This window comes from uncultured Tissierella sp. (assembly GCF_902479755.1).
Taxonomy (GTDB): Bacteria; Bacillota; Clostridia; order Tissierellales; family Tissierellaceae; genus Tissierella; species Tissierella carlieri.
Genome location: NZ_CABSQO010000027.1, coordinates 35,398 through 56,700, shown reverse-complemented (window position 1 = coordinate 56,700; position 21,303 = coordinate 35,398). Strand labels below are relative to the sequence as shown.

General features: G+C 30.1%; 19 protein-coding genes. 4 read left to right on the top strand and 15 right to left on the bottom strand.

What is annotated here, in order from left to right; all coding sequences use genetic code 11:
* From RDK80_RS14140 to RDK80_RS14130, 3 genes are all read right to left on the bottom strand, one after another.
* The coding region (locus RDK80_RS14140) for a hypothetical protein (protein ID WP_308524624.1) at positions 1-470 on the bottom strand (470 nt) is incomplete at its 3' end.
* A gap of 721 nt (positions 471-1,191) precedes the next feature.
* The gene (locus RDK80_RS14135) at positions 1,192-2,835 is read right to left on the bottom strand and encodes a hypothetical protein (RefSeq protein WP_308524623.1); all 1,644 of its coding nucleotides are present in this window, start codon (positions 2,833-2,835) and stop codon (positions 1,192-1,194) included.
* Positions 2,836-3,006: 171 nt separating this feature from the next.
* On the bottom strand, positions 3,007-3,171 hold the full coding sequence (locus tag RDK80_RS14130; protein WP_308524622.1) for a hypothetical protein: 165 nt from the start codon (positions 3,169-3,171) through the stop codon (positions 3,007-3,009).
* A 374-nt stretch (positions 3,172-3,545) separates the two neighbouring features.
* Between RDK80_RS14130 and RDK80_RS14125 the strand changes: the two genes are divergently transcribed.
* The 4 genes from RDK80_RS14125 to RDK80_RS20120 all read left to right on the top strand — a co-directional run bounded on the left by RDK80_RS14125 (position 3,546) and on the right by RDK80_RS20120 (position 7,135).
* Positions 3,546-4,352, top strand: a complete 807-nt coding sequence (locus RDK80_RS14125) for a histidine kinase (protein WP_308524621.1) — start codon at positions 3,546-3,548, stop codon at positions 4,350-4,352.
* Between the two features lie 5 nt (positions 4,353-4,357).
* A complete protein-coding gene (locus RDK80_RS14120) occupies positions 4,358-4,957 on the top strand; it encodes a response regulator transcription factor (protein WP_308524620.1) in 600 nt (199 codons plus the stop codon).
* A gap of 518 nt (positions 4,958-5,475) precedes the next feature.
* The gene (locus RDK80_RS14115) at positions 5,476-6,978 is read left to right on the top strand and encodes a WG repeat-containing protein (RefSeq protein ID WP_308524619.1); all 1,503 of its coding nucleotides are present in this window, start codon (positions 5,476-5,478) and stop codon (positions 6,976-6,978) included.
* A complete protein-coding gene (locus RDK80_RS20120; protein ID WP_374041674.1) occupies positions 6,926-7,135 on the top strand; it encodes a LuxR C-terminal-related transcriptional regulator in 210 nt (69 codons plus the stop codon). Before RDK80_RS14115 ends, RDK80_RS20120 begins: the two co-directional genes overlap by 53 nt.
* A gap of 153 nt (positions 7,136-7,288) precedes the next feature.
* Here the strand turns inward: RDK80_RS20120 and RDK80_RS14110 are convergent, their stop codons facing one another.
* From RDK80_RS14110 to RDK80_RS14055, 12 genes are all read right to left on the bottom strand, one after another.
* A complete protein-coding gene (locus RDK80_RS14110) occupies positions 7,289-7,498 on the bottom strand; it encodes a hypothetical protein (RefSeq protein WP_308524618.1) in 210 nt (69 codons plus the stop codon).
* A 14-nt stretch (positions 7,499-7,512) separates the two neighbouring features.
* A complete protein-coding gene (locus RDK80_RS14105) occupies positions 7,513-7,770 on the bottom strand; it encodes a type II toxin-antitoxin system RelE/ParE family toxin (RefSeq protein ID WP_308524617.1) in 258 nt (85 codons plus the stop codon).
* 140 nt (positions 7,771-7,910) lie between these two features.
* A complete protein-coding gene (locus RDK80_RS14100; RefSeq protein ID WP_308524616.1) occupies positions 7,911-9,767 on the bottom strand; it encodes an ABC transporter ATP-binding protein in 1,857 nt (618 codons plus the stop codon).
* A complete protein-coding gene (locus tag RDK80_RS14095; RefSeq protein WP_308524615.1) occupies positions 9,760-11,595 on the bottom strand; it encodes an ABC transporter ATP-binding protein in 1,836 nt (611 codons plus the stop codon). Before RDK80_RS14095 ends, RDK80_RS14100 begins: the two co-directional genes overlap by 8 nt.
* A gap of 87 nt (positions 11,596-11,682) precedes the next feature.
* Positions 11,683-12,273 (bottom strand): GHKL domain-containing protein, encoded by a 591-nt coding sequence (locus tag RDK80_RS14090; RefSeq protein ID WP_308524626.1) that lies wholly within the window; start codon positions 12,271-12,273, stop codon positions 11,683-11,685.
* A 133-nt stretch (positions 12,274-12,406) separates the two neighbouring features.
* On the bottom strand, positions 12,407-13,132 hold the full coding sequence (locus tag RDK80_RS14085; protein ID WP_256310828.1) for a LytTR family DNA-binding domain-containing protein: 726 nt from the start codon (positions 13,130-13,132) through the stop codon (positions 12,407-12,409).
* Positions 13,129-14,322, bottom strand: a complete 1,194-nt coding sequence (locus RDK80_RS14080) for a D-alanyl-D-alanine carboxypeptidase family protein (RefSeq protein ID WP_308524614.1) — start codon at positions 14,320-14,322, stop codon at positions 13,129-13,131. The genes RDK80_RS14085 and RDK80_RS14080 overlap by 4 nt, the downstream gene beginning before the upstream one ends.
* A 252-nt stretch (positions 14,323-14,574) precedes the next feature.
* Positions 14,575-16,083 (bottom strand): M1 family metallopeptidase, encoded by a 1,509-nt coding sequence (locus tag RDK80_RS14075; protein ID WP_308524613.1) that lies wholly within the window; start codon positions 16,081-16,083, stop codon positions 14,575-14,577.
* 89 nt (positions 16,084-16,172) lie between these two features.
* Complete coding sequence (gene serS / locus RDK80_RS14070; protein WP_308524612.1) at positions 16,173-17,447, bottom strand: serine--tRNA ligase; 1,275 nt, start codon at positions 17,445-17,447, stop codon at positions 16,173-16,175.
* Between the two features lie 570 nt (positions 17,448-18,017).
* Positions 18,018-19,430 carry a HAMP domain-containing sensor histidine kinase gene (locus RDK80_RS14065; protein ID WP_308524611.1) on the bottom strand — a complete coding sequence of 471 codons (1,413 nt, stop codon included), beginning with the start codon at positions 19,428-19,430 and terminating at the stop codon, positions 18,018-18,020.
* A 1-nt stretch (position 19,431) separates the two neighbouring features.
* On the bottom strand, positions 19,432-20,142 hold the full coding sequence (locus tag RDK80_RS14060; protein ID WP_308524610.1) for a response regulator transcription factor: 711 nt from the start codon (positions 20,140-20,142) through the stop codon (positions 19,432-19,434).
* 66 nt (positions 20,143-20,208) lie between these two features.
* Positions 20,209-21,000: a TraX family protein gene (locus RDK80_RS14055; RefSeq protein ID WP_308524609.1), complete on the bottom strand. Its 792-nt coding sequence runs from the start codon at positions 20,998-21,000 to the stop codon at positions 20,209-20,211.
* Positions 21,001-21,303 lie beyond the last annotated feature (303 nt).

Sequence of the window (21,303 nt, the reverse complement as noted above, 5' to 3'; positions counted from 1 at the left end):
CCAAATAATGAAAATTCATTATTTGAATAATATGTAGTAAAGTCTACTTCCTTTTTCTCTATATCATATATCTTTGCATAAATCCCTTCTGATATCCAGTTATCATATATTCCGTAGGATTTTTTTATAAGCTCCTTTTTAAATTCTTCTGTTTCTATAAACTTAGAATCACATCTTATTATTTTATCTACCTTTGGGGCCATATGTTGCTTTGATATCTCTATTTCAATATTTTCTATAGGAGAAAATTCATCTATTTTCTGTAATTCGTTCAGTATAAATGCATATATACTTTGCTTTTCATCTATATTATCAGCTATTTTTATCTTTATATTATCGTTTTGATATATTGTAGAACCTCCACTACTAACTTCTACCAATTGAATTTGATTATTTTGTTCATTCTTTTCACTACATCCGATTAGAAATATTGTGATGATAAGTAATAATATAATATTTCTATTTTTCATTTTGTATGTCCTCCTTTGATAAAGATATATCTTAACAATTTAAAGACAAAATAATTAAATAAACTTAATATAGAAATAGATGGAAATTAGTTCCACCTATTTCTATATTTTGAAAATTATTACCTAACAATTTAGAAACATATTATATGAATATTTTATGTCCCTACAGCTACGAGTAAGTCCACTGCAACTTTGCTCTAAGTTTGGGTCATCTCCGAATTGAATGTCGCCATTTTTCTCTTCTAATCAATATCTTCATTCCAGATAATATCGTTTAGTGATTTCATATTTTCATCCGCCTTTCTGTAAGTATTCGTCGCTAATTACAAAATCATGTAATTGGCATAAATACTACTCTTTTAATTGAAGTGGCTACCGTTCTCCCATTTTAGACATAATTAACTAATCATATATATGCTTAAAAATGAGAGACTACTCTATTCCTCTTTCCCCATAGAGAGCTATAGACATATTAGCATCTTACCATACCAAATACTTCCATTAGCCAATTCATAAGTTCATTGTACTATCACTCAAATATTCCATCAACCCGTTGGTACCACTTATTTCCCGACATTTTTCAACATAATTCAGTATCTTTTGTCGAATAAATATAAGTCAGTCAGAATTATGTGTTTTAACTCCAACTGACTTTTGCAATATCTTAAAACTATTTAATTATACACTCAACATCTATTCAATCCCAAGAACTTGCAAGATATCATAGTATCGATTCAATACCTTTGATATTTTCTTTTAAGTAATTCATCCAATCTACTTTTAACTCCTCAAAAGTCTTTCCAAAATATTCTTTGAAAGTTAAATTCTCATAATCTGATACCTTTAAGAAAAGCATTTTTTCTAATCCATATTCAATCATTAGATATTGCCCAAAACCATAATGTAAATAAGGATCCATGCTATTACTCTCCATGATTAAATCATTTGGTGCTTCCCCTTTATTAAACACTTCTCCATAAATCGTTTCAATAATTCTATCTTTATAGCTACTTCTAAAAAGGTTTAATTTTTGCCTTTTATTCCTGTCCCTAGATACTTCTTCTATATTATCTAATCTAATATCATTTTTTTCATATATTTCTAATATTTCCTCACAGATGCTATTTACCTTTATTAATATATCATCAGTAGCATTTTCCAAGTCATCATAACTGTACATAGGGTTTTTGGCTGCATAAAACTCTCTTTGTATCCATACTTCGTATATGTCTGGTTCTATCATATGTGCGTAACTAGCCATTCCTTCACTCCACCATAATGGTTCCTTAATGTACGGTTCTACATTAGCAAATCCTACATGAAACATGAAATGACTATATTCATGGGGATGAAGATTTACACTAATTAAATGTATTTTATGAGTGTCTAAATTAAAGTAACCACCAAAATAATTTGTTTCTTGTACTTCAAATATATAATTCGCCTTTGGTAAATTATTTAATATTTCCTTATACTCTGCATAAAACTTTGGCGCCTCCTTTTTTATTTCCCTTTTTATAGACAGTATCTCCTTATCAAAGTTTAATATTATCTGTTCTATTTTCTTTGATGTATCATATTGATCTGTTCCCCTCATTTTGGATTTTATTCCTTCTAAATTCATATCTATTTTAAATCCATTTATCTCTTCCCTAGTATTTAATATAAATTTACCTATTATTGCATATGCTTCCATCCTATTCATTAAACTTTCTATTTCCCTTTGATAAGATAAATCTATATCCTTTTCCTTTGCCCAAGCTTCTATATCAGATAATTCTATATTGTTTTTTATAAGCTCCATCTTTTTATTGTTTTCTAATAGATATTCCACTAAATCTATAGATGCAGATTTTACACTTTCTATTTCCTCTATAGATGAAAAAGGCTCAAAAAATCTTGCTCCAAATAATGAAAAATCATTATTTGAATAATATGTGGTAAAGTCCACTTCCTTTTTCTCTATATCATATATCTTTGCATATAGTCCTTCTGATATCCAATTATCATATATCCCATAGGATTTTTTTATAAGTTCTTTTTTAAATTCTTCTGTTTCTATAAACTTAGCATCACATTTTATTATCTTATCTATATTTGGAACTATATATTGCTTTGATATTTGTACTTCAAGATTTTCTATAGGAGAAAATTCACCTATTTTCTGTATTTCGTTCAGTATAGATGTATATATAGTTTCTTTTTCATTTACATTATCAGCTATTTTTATTTTTATATTATCGTTTTCATAGATTGTAGAGCCTTCACCACTAACCTCTATTAATTTAATTGGCTCTTTTTTTTCACTGCATCCTATAAGTAATATCGTGATGATAAGTAAGAGTATGATTTTTCTATTTTTCATTTTGTATGTCCTCCTTATTTATACTTTTATATTAAAGCAACCTCTAGTGCTAGTAAATTTGAAATTACATAATTCTACTAATTAATTTTTTGAAAAATAATGCCTCTTAAGAATACAATTTGAAAATAATATACAAATATGGGTTCTTTAATATATATTATATTTATGTCATTATTCAATATCTGAATCATATATTGTTGCTAAAATTGGTACTATATTCCATATTTTCAAAGTTTTCACTAAAATCAGCATATCATTCATAGAAAAGCCTGTCAACCTATTGATTCCGCTCAATTTTTGACATATTTTGTCGATTCTATTTAAATAATTATACACAAATCTGACCACCGGCATTTATCTGACCAAAGAAGCTATATATTACAAGATAAAATTACAATATATTTGTATAGTTTAATAAATATTAGTATAATTGGATTATACAGATAATAGAAAGCTTATAAAGGAGTTTCTTAATGAGAAGATTTATAGAAAAATCATTCATAGTTCTTTTTTGTTTATATAATACTTATAAAATAAATACAACAAGAGACTTGGTTTTTTATTTTCTTATATCTCTGATTCTTTCCTTGTGCTTAGATTTATTTCACCCTAAAAAAGTAAGGGTTTTTATTTATTTTATCTTTTTAATATTTTATCTTTATGATCCCTTATTTATCTACTACTTGCCTTTGATTTTGTATAATATGTATTTGGATTTCAATATATATGCTTTTTTCGCCATGATATTAATTCTAAGGGATTTCTCTATAGCTAATCTTTTAGTTTTCTCCATATCTATCTATTTTTCAATTATGACAAAAAGGTTCAATGTATTTTTAAATCAAAACAAAATAGTAAGGGATGGATTGAAAGAGGACGCCATTTATTTAAAAAAATATACTGAGCAATTAAAAATTGATAGAGAAAAGAATATTCATATTGCCATACTTACAGAAAGAAATAGAATTGCAAGAGAACTCCATGATTCAATAGGTCATGCTATAAGTAGTAGTATATTACAGGTAGAAGCCTTAAAGATAGTCTCCGATAATACCATGGTAGAAGGTTTAGATTTACTTCAAAACACCTTAAATAATGGAATGAATGATATTAGGAACAGTATCCATAATTTATATAATGAATCTCTTGATTTGGAAAGTAGAATCGAAAACCTTTGCAGGGAAGTTCCTACTATAGACATTCAACTTATATATAAGTTAGAAGATAGTTTACCATATGATTTAAAATTTGATATATTATCTATTATAAGAGAAGCTATTACCAATTGTGCTAAACATTCTAATGCTACAGAGCTTAGAATCAGCCTTCTAAGTCAACCTAAGTTCTATTCTATTATAGTGAGGGATAATGGCAACAAATTTAATAAAACAGATGATCTCTTAACTAAAGGAATAGGTCTTATTTCTATGAATGAAATCGCTAGTAAATATAATGGTTTTTTAAATCATGAATTTGATAATGGATTTAAAATACACCTGACTTTAATGAAGGGATGATGTATATGAGAGTTATAATCGTAGATGATGATTATTTAGTGGTAAATTCTTTAAAAACAATCGTAAATGCCAGTGGAATAGAAGTTTTGGCCGTAGGTCATAATGGTATAGAAGCAGTTGAACTTTATTCCCTTCACAAACCAGATTTAATCCTTATGGATATAAGGATGGAAAAAATGAATGGAATAGAAGCGACTCAAGAAATTTTAGATAGAGATCCCAATGCTAAAATACTGTTGATTACAACATTTCAAGATGATGAATATATATCTGCTGCCCTTTCCTTAGGCTGTAAAGGTTATATATTAAAGCAGAATATTCAAGGTATCATCCCTGCCATAAATGCAGTTTATTCTGGTAATTTGGTCTTTGATTCTAAGATAGTATCTAGCATTCAAAAATACTCTAAAAAGAATATAAATGCTGACTTATCGGATAGGGAATTTGATATCTTACTTTTAGTAGCTGAGGGATTAAATAATAAAGAAATAGCCGACAAGCTATTCTTAAGTGAAGGTACTGTAAGAAACTATATCTCTAGTATGCTTGAAAAATTGTCCCTCAGAGATAGAACTCAACTTGCAATCTATTATTATAAGTTATAAAGTGGATAATTATATATGAGGGTCTGATGAGAAATTTGGTATCACTATTGCAGACACAGATTTAGAATTTCAAGATATTGCGGCCAATCCTGATTTTGTCACTACAAATGGGAAAGCTTGGAGCAAAAATAGCCTTGGTAGGCTCTTCTCAGCAGTTCTATTATAGTATTGGCTTTCGTCCATTTGCTACCTCTACTATTTGGGAGAAAAAGTAGAAGAAACAATCTAATTGTGCTTGAGAATTCCATAGTTCATAGTATTTTCCATCTATATCCTTCAATAAACTTTCATGGTTTCCCTTTTGAATTATCCTTCCCTCATAGAACACTGCTATTTCGTCACAAAACCTACAAGAATATAATCTTTTGCTTGAATTAAATTTACTGTTTCATCTTAATCTAATTAGTTTATGGCTTTTCATATTGTTTAGTTCATTGGGCTATGGTATTATGTTGATAATGTTATTGATATTTAGATAACAACAAAAAAATAAATTTAAATTAGAGAGGAGAAATACTATGAAAAAAATAATAATATTATTCTTATCTGTTATTATGATTTTAAATTTAGTAATAATAACTAAAGGTAATACTGTGTATGCAGAAAACCCAAATATTATCTGGCTAGAAAAGGAATATGATAGAGTCTACGGGTTCAAAGAAGGATTAGCTAAAGTAGAATTAAAAAATAAATGTGGATACATAGATAAAAGTGGTAAAGAAGTAGTACCTATTAAGTACGATAGTACATGGGGATTTAATGAAGGAGTAGCTTCGGTGAAATTAAATGATAAATGGGGTTATGTTGATAAAACAGGTAAAGAAATAATACAATTAAAATATGACGGTACAAATGGGTTCGTCAATGGAATAGCTCTTGTAAATTTAAATAATAAACTAGGATATATAAATCAACAGGGCCAAGAAGTAATCCCTATAATATATGATAAAACTTTTTTTGACACATCATCAGATTTCCAAGGATTAATTAGAATGTCACTAAACGGTAAGTATGGTTTTTTTGATATAACAGGTAAAGAAGTAGTCCCTTTAAAATATGATGATATAAAAGAATCTAGTGAAGGGTTATTTGCAGTAAAGTTAAACAAAAAATGGGGATATATTGATAAAGCAGGTAACGAAGTAGTACCTCTAAAATATGATGATACAAAGAAATTTAGTGAAGGATTAGCTGCAGTGGAACTAAATAATAAATGGGGATATATTGATAAGACAGGTAAAGAAATAATACCTATACAATATTATGGTGCAGATAATTTCAGTGATGGATTAGCTATCATTAGAGAAAGTTCTAGTTTTCTTAGAAATTGGGATGTCATAGATAAAAATGGTAAAAAAATAATATCATTAGAATGTACTATTCTATCTTCATTTGCAGAAGGATTAGCACCAGTACAAATGAATGAATTCAATAAATATATCTTTATAGACAAAACAGGCAAAAAAGTAGTATCTAAAGAATATAGTTTTTCTGGTGCGCATAGTTTGATTTTCCAAGAAGGATTGGCTTATATAATGTTAAATGGTAAATATGGTTATATAGATAATACAGGCAAAGAAGTAATACCACCAACAAAGTATACTTTCGTAGATAAATTTGAAGAAGGGTTGGCACGTGTAAACATGGGTGGTAGGAATATGTTTCAAGGTGTTGTTTATGAAGGTGGAAAATGGGGATATGTGGACAGAGCAGGCAAAGAAGTAATACCTCTAAATTATGATGATGCAGGCATATTTGAGGAAGGATTAGCTTATGTAAGATCAAATGATAAATATGGATATATAGATAAGACAGGTAAAGAAGTAGTACCTATAAAATATGATGATGCAAGATCATTTAGTGAAGGATTAGCCTTTGTGAAACTAAATGGAAAATGGGGTATTCTTCAAAAACCTTTATCAAAACAACAAAAGACAAATTTAACAGCAACACCAATATCCTCAAAAATTGAAACAAAATATTCAAGCAACTATCCCTGCCATAAATACAGTTTACTCTAATAATCATGTATTTGATTCAAAGATAGTATCTAATATATTAAAATATTCTAAGAAAGATGTAGATATAGATTTAACTGATAGGAAGTTCAATATTTTACTTTTAGTTGCAAAAGGAGTTAATAATAAGGAAATTGCTGAAAAATTATTTTTAAGTTAAGGCACTGTAAGAAATAGTAATTCCAATATATTACAGGGACTATCTTTGAGAGATAGAACTTAACTTCCATTTATTTATTATTATAAACAAGGCACTAGGTACGGTTCTCGTTAATCCTCCCTAATGCCTTATTTATATTGAATTTTAGTAATTTTAGTTCCAAACATCTTTATGCTCTATAACTTCATTATTTATTAGGTCCATATCTGCTTCTTCTAAGACCTCTCTCTCTGATGGGGTTAATTTTGTAAAATCACTATCCCAAGCAAGTACCATTCTTTTAATTAATTCAAATACAAGTAATTGTTCCTGTTCAGGTAGCATATCTACCATTCTCCCTATTTCACTAACTATCTGAGTCATGATATCACATCTCCTTATTTATAAATATCTCCCCTTGACCCTATATCCTTAATAAATAAAACATTATTCTCTTTTCTAATATATTCATATATCACCCTATATTTACCTATTCTTAGTCTATAAGTTATTGGGCTTGCTCCTTGCAATTGCTTAATATCTCCTTTAGGGGGAATTTCCATTAAACCTTCTATACCTTTTTTGATTCTTTGTTTAATATCTTCATCCAATGTCTTAATTAGCTTTACAGCAGACTTAGAATAAATTATTTCCAATAACCTCACCACCATATCTTATAGGAAATGCTATTGTTTCCTACTATCCCTTTAATTATATTATATTCTAAACTTAATATAAATTCAACATAGGTTAAAAATCAGTAGAGATGGCTCTCATTAATGATACTTACTATCTATTATACTGCTTCTTCATTATAATATTGTGCCTGTGAATGCCATAGTTCATAGTATTTTCCATCTCTATCCTCTAAAAGCTCATCATGGTTTCCCTTTTGAATTATCCTTCCTTCATGAAATACTGCTATTTCGTCACAGAATCTACAGGAGGACAATCTATGGGATATATAGAAAGCTGTTTTAGTACCTACTATTTCGTTAAATTTTGAATATATCTCAAATTCGGCTATTGGGTCTAAGGCTGCTGTTGGTTCATCTAGAATAATAATTGGTGCATCACGATATAATGCCCTAGCTAATGCTATCTTTTGAGCCTCTCCACCTGAAATCTCTACACCCTCCTCATCGAAATCTTTATATAATGAAGTTTGAATTCCTTTAGGCATATTATTTAACCTTTCCCCTAGCCCAGCTTTAACTAAAATATATTTTACCTTATCTTCATCATAATCTACAGATGCTGCTACATTTTGCCCTAATGAAAATGAGAATAGTTTAAAGTCTTGAAATACTATGGAAAATAGATTCAAATATTCATCATAATCATATTTCTTTATATTTATTCCATTTAAAAGTATTTCTCCTTCATCAGGGTCATATAGCCTACATAATAGCTTAATAAAGGTAGTCTTTCCAGAACCATTCATGCCTACTATAGCAAGTCGTTCTCCTACATTTAATTTCATGGAGATATTCTTTAATACATAATTATCTGTTCCTGGGTATTTAAATGACACATTTCTAAATTCAATTTCATACTCATCATCATTTCTTTTTTCTACTGGCAATGTTCCTTTATACTTTTCTCCTTCGATATTTAAGAAGTCTAGATATAGCTGTATATACTGATTATTGATCTTTAAAGCTGCAATAGTTACTAAAAGCATACTGCTGCTGCTTATAAATTGATTTATACTTCCCGTATATTTAACTACATTTCCTATAGTAATAGAGCCCATAACTGCCTTTAATCCTATGAAAATATATATCAATCCTGTTAGTAATGATGAAATAAATCCGTTGGCTCCCCCATATTTCATATAATTTAAGGAAATTTCATCTGCAATTTTGTTAACTTCACCTATAACCTCTCCAAAGGCAGTATTAAACAAATTCTTCTGATTATACAACCTTATATCTTTCCCTGAATTATAGTCCACGATTTTTTCAAAATAAAAATTCGCTATTCTGTTATAATCTACTATTTTATTGAGGGAGTTGAAATATTCCTTCTCAGAATTTTCTTTTAATCTCATATTATAAATTGTACCAATCAATAATAGAATTATAAAAATAAAATTTAATATATTTGAATTTAAAAACCTTATGGAACTTTCATTAGATGTGACTTTAAATATGTCCACTATCATAACTAAACTTATAGGCACTATAACTAAGCATTTAATCAGCACTCCAAAATATTTAATTAAAGAATATATACCTCCTCCACTTTGATTTTGAGCCTCTTGTATCTTTGTACGCAGTAAATGAACCTCTGGATTTTCTATATGCTCATAATCCATATCAATTATCTTTCTATTTAATACCATATCTCGATTTTGCACCATTATAATTATAAGCAAATTCAATATATGCTCAAATCCTGTAGATGCCAGATAAATAATTAGATTTAATCCTATGGTAATGCCTACAAATACTATAAGTCTGTTCAAATAACTAAAATTTATCAGTTCATCTACGATTTTAGCAGACATATATATATTCACAAAAGGTGCTATAGCTTTAAAAAATGATTCCAGTACAGCAACAGGCAATACCCATGGCTGCAATTTATGAATTTCCTTTAATCCCTTAATTATAAGTCTTAAATCATACATCAAACCCTTCTTATGCAATTTCCTCACCTCCGATTTTATCCTTGTAATAGTAGGACTGCATAGTATACATCTCATTATATTTTCCATTTTTACTCATCAACTCATTATGACTGCCGTATTCCCTTATCTGTCCCTCATCTAAAAATACTATTCTGTCACAAAATCTGGTAGAAGCTAATCTATGAGAAATAAATATGGATGTTCTCTCCTTAGTTAATTCATTATATCTCTGATATATTTCATTTTCTGCTATGGGGTCTAGAGCTGCTGTAGGTTCATCTAAGATTATAATAGGTCCATTTTTATACAATGCCCTTGCTAGCATTAGTTTTTGCAGCTCCCCTCCTGATAAATCTATGGCATCTTCATATATAGACTTCATCAATAATGTCTCTTTACCCCTAAGCAAGGATTTTATCTTTTCCATTAATCCTGATATATAAAGAACCTTACTTAATTTTTCTTCATCTATATTTTCCTTTTTTTGAAGTGAAATATTTTCTTCAATGGATTTAGGTAAAAGATGAGTATCCTGAAATACTACAGAAAACAATGTATAATATTCATCTCTATTATATTCACGGGAATTTTTGCCATTGATATATATCTCACCCTTTGTAGGAGTATATAAACCGCAAATCAACTTAACCAACGTGGTTTTTCCTGCACCATTTACTCCTACTAATGCTAGTTTTTCACCTTTCTTTATATGGAGATTGATTCCCTTAATAGTATATTCCTCTGTACCTGGATATTTGTAATAGAGGTTTCTCAATTCTATATCACAGGGTAATTCAAACTCCTTAGGCAATTCTACCCCTTTTCCTCTATTCATCCTATCTTCCATATCAAAATATTCTCTTAAATCACAAGTTTCTAAATGTATCCTGTTTAATTCATTTAAATTCTTTACTATGCCTGACAGCCAATTTGAAAATCCAGATATTGCTCCAAAATATAGTACAAAATTACCTATACTCATATTTCTGTATAAAACCGAGTAAATTAAAAAACCATAGGAAATACCATCTCTTAAAAAAGCCAATGCACCATCTGCAAAGTTAGCTAAATATCTTCTGTAAATATTCTGTCTTTGTAATTCTATTCCATCCTTTAAAAACACATCATACATATCTTGAAACCAATAAGTCATATTATATAGTCTTAAATCTTTAGCAGATTTAAAATCTCCTGCTTTAGTTCTTATATACTCCAGTTTCTTTCCTACTGGTGAAAGCTTATCCTTATTTTTATACTCATATTTATTTGCATAATCCCCTATAAAATAGTTAATTAATGAGGATATAGTCAAAAATCCTATAAGAAGTGGATGAATAGTAAATATTATACTTCCATATAAAGCCATTCCCACCATATTGGAGATTAAACCTATTAATACTGCGGTTATTGCCTGTGTTCCTGCTTCATCGCCTATTGTTGCCATAATTGCCTTCATAAGCTTATCCTGACCTTTAGGACCATCTATATTTTCATAATCTGTATCTATGGATTTTTCTGCGTGTTTAAGTGTATATATATGTCTATACTTCATTCCACCTATTTGAGCTTTGAAATAGGATGCTTTCAACATACTTTCTACTATTATTATTCCTATTATTGGTATCCCTATATTTATAAGAAATTGCCTTATACTTACTCCTTGAGAGATAGAGTCTATTAATATTTTAGGCATATATATATTGAGTAAAGGACCTATTACAATTAAAGGAATTTGAATAACAAAGAAAAGAAATAATCCTTTATCCCAGCTCCACATATTCTTAATTAAATAAATCATATTTTCTAATACTCCATACTTAGGCTTTTCTTCATTTTTAATTGCCATTTTTATCACCTCAACCATACTATAGCAACAAATCCAATTTTATGTACAAAAATAGCACCAATGGTCATTTTTATGACACCAATGGTACTATATGGGTAAAATTATCTCTGTTGCAAATACTCCCTCTTCATTTTGTCTATTGATGAAGCCATTATATTTGTTAACTATACTATCGATTCTCTTCAAACCAAGTCCATGATTTAATCCTAGTTTTGTAGATATATATTCTAGATTGATCTTCTTAACTTCTCCACCTACAGAATTGGTTATGGAAATATAAAGCTGATTCTTCATTTCTCTTATATATACTCTGATAAACCTGTCTTCTGGATTCTCTAACTTTATTGCTGCTTCCATAGCGTTATCCATTAGATTCCCAATAATTATACAAAGATCTACATCTGATACCTGAAGGTTTTTAGGGACAATTGCCTTTGCATTTATATTTATGCCCTGACTAATAGCCATGGATAATTTACTATTTAAGATTGCGTCCACCATTAAATTCCCTGTTTTTAGAACGGTATCTATATTAGTCAAGTCTTTGTCTAATTCATTAAGATACTCATCCATATCTTCATACTTTCCCAACTCTAAATAAGCTTTCATTACTTGCATATGATTATGATAATCATGTCTCCAGCCTTTCATCTGTTTATATATATTTTCTACTTCGATATAATACTTTGATGTAAGGTCATTTTGATAGTTAGCAATTCGCCTATCTACTATTTTATTTAGTATATATCTGATTATAAAGAAAATGCCTACCAGTAATAGAGGAATACCAAGTATAATAAATACCTTACTTTTAATTTATCTCACCCCTAAAATATTTTATAAAAGCCATATTTGTATTAGTATAGAGCCTCCTGCTTACAGGAATTACATCTCCATTATCTAGTTCTATATCTGTTTTTCCTATTCTTTTTATATGTTTTAATCCCACTATGTAAGATCTATGGCATCTTACAAAAGCATTTTGCTCTAATTCATTTTCTATAATTCCAATATTTTTACGAGTAGCATATTTTTCACTAACAGTATTTATATCTACTGTATGAGAAAAAGCCTCAATATAGATTATATCCTCTTGTTTTATTCTAATAGTTTCTCCTTCTACATCTATAAGTATTGTTTTCTCTTTCTTAGGAATTTTCTGTGCAGCTTTATCTAAACATTCATATAGCTTTTTTTCTTCTATTGGCTTAATTAAATAATTAATTGCTGATACATCATAGCCTTCTCCTATAAAATCAGGAATAGCAGTAATAAATATTATATTCAACAGATTATCACTTTTTCTTATTCTTTTTGCTAGTTCAATTCCACTTATTCCCGGCATTTGAATATCTAGCAAAAGTATATGGTATCTTTTATCCATACTCCAGCTGAAATCGAAGGCTTCTGCACTATGAAAAAATTCAATTCCGAGTTTTATATTGTTTTTCTTAGCCCAATTATCTACATATTTTTCCAATAATTCTACATGTATCTTTTCATCATCACATATGGCTATATTGATTCTCCCAATCATTTAGTTATCCCCCCGAAAAATCCTATCACCATATTAGCCAATCTATTAAAAAATCTTCCAATTAAAACATACCACTTAGCCTTATTTACACTTTCCTTAATTAAAATATCTGATTCAAAAATTACCTCCCCTTCTTTTTCTACTGTTGCCTTGCCTATTTTTGTATTCTTTTTTATCGGCAAAGTTATATCCTCATTTATGTCTATATTAACTACTATATCTTCATCATTTTTAACTAGTTTTGAAAATCCACTTTCAGCAAAAACATGCACTTCTGTTACATCACCTTGAGGAAATTCTAAAGTCTTTAAAGGAATTTCTTGATTTAAAAATATCCTATGGGAGTAATTATCAAGTCCATATTCTACTAATATCTTAGCCATAGCATCCCTTATCTCTAAATCCTTTGCACCCATTACTATGGCTATAAGCCTCAAATCTTTCGTTTGGGTTTCTCTCCCTCTTATATTAAATGTAGATACATAGCAGTATCCGGCTTTATTCGTGAATCCTGTCTTTAGCCCATCTACTTCCTTTATTTCGTTGAGCAATGGATTGGTATTTCTCTGAAAATAATCTCTACTAACCATTTCTATTGATTTAATTTTAGCAGTTTCCAAAACTCCTGGATGATTTTCTATTATATACTGAGCTAATTTGAATATTTCCCTAGTGGTCATCTTATTTTGTATGCCCTTTTCTCCTATAGGAAGCCCTGTAGAGTTATAAAACACAGCATTTTCAAGCCCTATTTCTTTTGCCTTTTGATTCATCATTTTTACAAAGTTATCTTCAGTTCCTGCGATGTATTTTGCCAATGCATATGTAGCATCATTTCCAGATACTACTATGGAGGCTTCTAAAAGTTCTTTAACAGTAAAATTTTCTCCTACTTTCAAATTAAAACTAGATCCTTTTATTTTAGTAGTATCTTTGTCTATGGTAATAATATCTCCTAAGGAGATATTGCCCTTTGATATTTCATCCATGACAATCAAATAAGACATTAATTTTGAGATACTGGCAATTTCAACTATTTCATCTATTTTATATTCTTCTAATATCTGAGCGGTCTCAGAATCTGCTAGAATATAGGATCTTAAATTTTCTTCTATTCCTATATTTCCATATACTATGGTATTAGTCATAATAATTATTATTAATAATAGTATAGCTGATATTTTTCTCAAAAAAATCTCCTCCCATTATATTGTAACAAATTTATATATATATTTATATAATGTATTAGGGATTCCGAGAAGTTTTACTAGGAATATCTAATACATTATAGGAGGATTTAAAAATGGGTGAACGTAAAGGTTGTTGTGAAAATGATTCTAGTCTATTATTCTTCTTTTTGCTATTAGTAATTCTATTCTGTGGAGGGTTTGGCTTAGGTTGCGAAAGATAGATAAAAGCAGAGGACTTAAAGTTCTCTGCTTTTATCTATTTTTATTTCCATTTAGGTATTCCTTAACCAATCCATTAAAGGAGGTATTAGTTACTTCTTCACATATTTTGATAAAATCTTCTGTTCTTGCATTTTTAAATTTATATTCTTCATAGTATTTATTTAATATCTTATATAATGTTTCCTCTCCAAAGTCTTCTTTTATTCTATCTACAAACATAGCTGCTCTAGTATATACTAAAAGCCCGTAATCATCCCAACCTATAAACTCTGATAAAGGTTTATTTACTACTTCATTTTCACCTAAATACTGTACTGCATATTCATATCCTAGTTTTATATCTTGGTCATAATATTCTTTAGCTTTCTTCTTTCCATGAACTTCATTAATGTATATTACCTCTGAATATGTGGTTAAACCTTCATCTAACCAAGGTTCCTTTACTTGATTATTTCCTACAATTCCATACCACCATTGATGTGCCGTTTCATGTACTATTACTTTTTCTAATATACTTATTAAATGTTTATGAAAATAGTCATTAGATATAAATACTATACCTGGATATTCCATTCCTGATGGAAACTCTGTATTAACTATTGTATATACACCATAAGGATATTTACCAAAAATCTTATTGAAGGTTTTAATAGAATTTTCCCCTATTTTTAAACTTTCATTTATAAGATTTGAGTCATTAGTTATAGAATAAACCTTAATCATAGTGTCCTCTACCTTTTTTTCCTTGATTATAAAATCTTTACTAGCAGCCCAAGCAAAATCTCTTATTAAAGGTCCTTCAATTTCATATATTTTCTTATCTCCCTTTCTGTTCTCTGACACAATATTTCCACTAGAAGCTATTATTATATCTTTTGGAGTAGTTATAGAAACTTTATAATTAGAAACTTCGCTATAAAATGGATCCCCAACTTTATAATATGGATCTAGGTTCCATCCATTCTCATCATATACACATAATATAGGATACCAGTTTCCAAAATTTATACCTTTATCATGATACCCAAACCTATCCTTAGTCGTAGGCAGTTTTACTTTATATTCTAGATATAACTCAGTACCCTTACCCTTTTCTAGTGACTTATCAAGTTTAATATGCAGTATAGTATCTTTATCTCCTTCTATGCTCCATACTAACTCTTTTCCATGTTGTATAACTTTCTCAATATCCATATACCCTGATTCATAACTTAAAGAACTCATTTTTTCTTCCATGTTAAATAATATAGGTGCATCTGCTAAAGATTTAAAAGCGTTTGGATATAAATGAAAATATATATCTTCTAAGTTTATACCTGTATTGTTTACATAGGATACTGTTTGTTTTCCCTTATATGTCATATTGTCAGTTTCCAGATCTACATCGATCTTATATTCATTTATCTTAGATTCATTTATTTCGTTAAGATCTTTGACTATAAGAGCATCTGCATTTAATGGTTTTCCTTCTTTGCAACTCGTTAAAGATAGTATAATGATTAGTAATAGTATTATGGGTAATATCTTAAATCTTTTCATCCCTAACCTCCCCAGTTTTAACTAATAACTAATAGTGAAAAGTGAATAGTTATTTTAGCTTTTCACTTTTCATCATTAACTATTCACTATTATTTTTCTATCTTTTCCAATCCACCCATATATGGTCTTAATACTTCTGGGATAATTACCGTCCCATCTGCCTGTTGATAATTTTCAAGAATTGCTGCAAAAGTTCTGCCCACTGCTAAACCTGAGCCATTTAATGTATGGACAAATTCTACTTTGCCTGTATCTTCTTTCCTATATCTAATATTTGCACGCCTAGCTTGGAAGTCTTCAAAGTTACTACAGCTTGAAATCTCTACATATCTACCATAGGATGGCATCCATACCTCTATATCATAGGTTTTTGCAGATGAGAAGCCCAAATCTCCACTACAAAGTGCTACTACCCTATACGGTAAACCTAATCTTTTTAATACCTCTTCAGCGTTGTTAGTTAGTTTTTCTAGTTCCTCATAGGAGTTATCTGGATTTACGAATTTAACTAATTCTACTTTATCAAACTGATGATTTCTTATAAGGCCCCTAGTATCTCTACCTGCTGCTCCCGCCTCTTGCCTAAAGCAAGGTGTATAAGCTGTATAATATATTGGTAAATCTTTTTCATTTAATATATCGTCTCTTAGTAAGTTTGTAAGTGGGACTTCTGCAGTTGGTACAAGGAAATAGTCTTTACTTGGTAAATGGAACATATCCTCTTCAAATTTTGGTAACTGACCTGTACCTGTCATACTGTCTCTATTTACCATAAATGGAGTTGCCATCTCTGTATAGTTATGCTCTCCTGTGTGTAGATCAAGCATAAATTGTGTAATAGCTCTTTCAAGTCTTGCCCCCAATCCTCTGAATACTGTAAATCTAGCTCCTGTAATCTTTGTGGCAGATTCAAAATCTAAGATATTCAGACCTGTGCCTATATCCCAATGAGCTTTTGCTTCAAATTCAAATTCTCTTGGTTCTCCAAGCTTTCTTATCTCTACATTATCAGTATCATCTCTACCCTCTACTACAGATTCATGAGGTGTATTTGGTATTTGAAGTAAAGCATTTTTTAGCTCTTCATCTATTTCTTTTACTTCAATATCCAATTCCTTTACTTTCTCTGATAGTTCTTTCATTTCAGCAAAGATATGAGATGCATCTTTCCCTTCTTTCTTAAGTTTAGGGACTTCTTTTGATGCAAGGTTTTGCCTTGCTTTCATCTCTTCTACTTCCACAAGAATAGCTCTTCTTTTTTCATCTAATTCAAGGACTCTGTTAATTGGAAATTCGCCCTTTCTTTTCTGCAAAGCTTTCATTACTTCCTCTGGATTTGATCTTATTCTTCTAATATCTAACATCTCTCTAACCTCCTTAAATTTTCCACAGTCTCTAAACACAAATCGGATTAGGTCATCTTCCACAGTCTCACTGCACAAATTCATTTGCTCGTCGTCACTCGCATGAATTTGGCGTTCATTGCGTTTGACCTACTAAAGCTCACTAACGTTCCCTAAGTTAGGTCATAAAAAAAACTCTCAGTCCCACAAATAGTAGGGACGAGAGTATTCCCGCGTTGCCACCCTAGTTAGCCAAAAGGCTCACTCGAAATTTATTAGCTCAGGGCTGGATTCAATAGTTCACTTTGTCAATTTTCACCATCCATTGACTCTCTAAAAAAGCTACATATTTACTATTTCCCATCTTCGCCAAGTATTTAATTATAGATATTATAGCATAATAATTGCTATTGTCAAGGATATTTTTTTAATCCTTTCTTAAAATAGCACAATTAAAATTATAGTAGAATATAGAGTTATCTAATTATACTATTAATAGATTCAAACAATTTATAAGATAAACCAATCCTATTATCTCAATATATTTTATATTTATGAAAATATATTCAGCAAAAATCATACGAATTTCCCTTAATTAAAAAGAACAACCTCAAAACATGTACCAATCCCAAGCTCACTATTTACACTGATTTCACCCCCATGTGCTTTTATAATCTGCTTAGTTATAGCCATGCCTAAGCCTGTTCCCTCAACTATATTGGAAGTGTTTGTACCTCGATAATGTCTATTGAAAATATATGGCAAGTCCTCTGGTGAAATTCCCTTTCCATCATCAGCCACCCATATGCAAATTTTATTTTCCTCATAAGTTAACTTCACCTTAATATTTACTGATTTGTCATTATGTATAATAGCATTGTATAAAATATTGTTTATAGCCCGCCTAAAAAGTACTGGATCAAGCTGACATAAAATCTGTATTTCATCACAGCACCAATCCAAATAAACATTAGACATATCTACACCGTTAAGCACATCGATAACAATATCTCTTAACAAAGTCACTATATTTACCATCTGTAAGTTTAATACAAAATATCCACTTTCCAGTCTTGTACTTAGATTTAAATCATCTACTAGATTAGAGATATAAAGAGCCTTATCCTCAATAACTTTTGCATAACGGCGTATATTTTCTACTGACATCTTTTCATCACTATGAAGCAATTCTCCATATCCACGAATAGACGCCAGTGGCGTTTTTATATCGTGTGATATATTAGAAATCCAATTTTCTCTCATGGCATCTATGGCAACACGTTCCTTTTCATTGGCTTGTAGTTGGTCCGACAGCTTATTGATATTAGAAAATACTGAGCCGTATAAGCCGTTTGTTGGCAGAACTTGATTGTAATATCCGACAGTCAAGTCCTCTATACTTTTGATTATTTCTCCTACAGGTTTTGTTAGCCCCCTACTAAAACCCATTCCAAAGAGTAAACCTAGAACTAGATCCACAGCAAAAACAAGTAGCGCAAGTCCACCTATAATACTGGCAAAATAAGTTTTATTAAACGTAAAAAACGTCCTTTGAATGTCGTTATATGGCATACCAATTAAATAGGTATACGTCTCCTCCTCAAAAGATACCTCGCTTACAAACATCGTGTCTGGATTGGCGTACTTATAATTGTGCACCAAAGTCATTGGTGTATATATCTGTGGAAGTTCTTTATTCCCATTGAATTGAAAATTTACCTTATAATTTGTGTCAAGCACCTGAATCCAAGCATCGTTTTGGATTAAAGAACGTTGTGCATTTTTATCTAATGAAAACCGCCCTTCTTCTAAGCTAATATACTTAGAAAACTGTCTGACATAATCTTCTGGGCTAATATAGCTTTCATTGGCAATACCGTAGGAATAGGATTCTCTTGGCCCAAATTGAAATAAGCCAAAGGCTATAAGTCCGTTGACCAATCCCACTACAATGATAACCATAATAATACTCATTAAATATTTAAGGGTTAAATGTAATCTCATATTATTTATCCTTTACTACTAGCTTATAACCAAGACCTTTTACTGTTATTAAATACTCTGGATTTGATGGATCTACTTCAATTTGCTCTCTTATTCTTCGAATGTGCACCATAATCGTATTGTCAAACCCAATATAATCCTCTCCCCAGACTGCATTACATAAGTGTTCCTTACTTAAAATCAAATTAGGATGTTTTGCAAAATATTCAAGCAGTTTATACGCCTTAGGCTGCAATAGAATTTCTTTCTCTCCCTTAAAGAGTTCTCCTTTTAAAGGCATCATCCTAAATGGTCCAAAATTAATGGTTTCAATGTCCTGTGTATCAACTACAGGCTCTGAGCGTTTTAAATGTGCTTTGACCCGATATGCAAGCTCCTTTGGACTAAATGGCTTTGTCACATAATCATCTGCTCCAATTGCAAAACCTACAATTCTATCCACTTCTTGTGTTTTTGCAGATAAAAAAATAATAGGGACCTGTGAAGTCTCTCTCATGGTCTTACACAGGCTATGTCCTTGGATATCAGGCAACATTACATCTAAAATCACGATATCTGGTTGCCAGCTATGAAAGTCTTCTAAAGCTTTAACACCGGTGTTTGTGGCTTTAATATGGGTAAAACCTTCTAATTTCAAAGCATGTTCAATTATCTCCAGCAACTCAACTTCGTCATCTACAACAAGTATCTTTTTATTGAATAGCACATCCATAATACCGCTCCCTTATTCTTAATATAGGTATAGTATACCCAATTTCAGTGCCATGTGTTAAATGATTTACACGAAAAAAGTAGATAAAATGTATAAACCGTAGATATGAACTGGATAGAATACATAGAACAAGTACTTCATGCCCTTCCCTCTTTGTCCATTATAAAGTGCTAAAAGGGGTAGAGCACCAATCATCAACCATTGGAAATTATCATAAAATAAACCTTGCAAGGAAAAATTTTGCCACGGTATTAGAGCAATAGATACCAAAGCATATAAAATCAGTTGAAGTGTTTTTTTGTCATGTGTTAAATAAAACAATATGCCCAATGCTATAAATACTGGACCGCCTTCAACAAACATTGGGGTTGGTAATAGGAAAATTGCATGAATCATCCCTGGAATATGAAGGTTCATCATCATAAATATACCAAGGGCAATAGGCAATACTAATCCCAAAATCCCTAATACTACAGGCATTATTCGTCTTTCTTTAATACCTTTTCCCAAATATTCAATTATGGTTAAATAAACCGTAATCAAAAATAGAGTCGCAAATATATTTGCCATAAGAGCAACATTATCGTTACGTTGAAACCATTCTGTAATCCATTGATTACCAAAAGTCATTACTAATGAACCTATATAAAGTCTAGTCATATATTTAGTGCGGTTTCGTGTATGGATAAATCCTTCTACCACCATAAAAATAAATATTGGAGCCACTGAACGCCCTATCCATTTAAACCATAGCGGTACTTTATCAGTAAAGGCAAAAAAGTAGTACACATGATCAAAAATCATTAAAAAAAGTGCAATTAATTTTATCTGAAATCCTGTTAATCCTTTTTTAAGCATATTATTCACCTCATTTTTTATTTTCATCATGATTATAACAAATTAAGTTTAAATCTTATTAACAAAAACCTTAATTAAACCTTAATTCAATAAGGCCAGTAAGTGTACTGACTCAAAAGCTAATTCTAATAATTTAAAATTTATATTTACTATTTTCCATTAGTTACAAAATCTTTGTTAAATTTTTAATTTACAGAATATATTGACAAATTCAATTCGCCTTAATATAATTAATGTATACGTATACATGTATACATTGCCAGAGTAAAGGAGGGCAGTTTAGATTTCTGGAAGAACAAACTT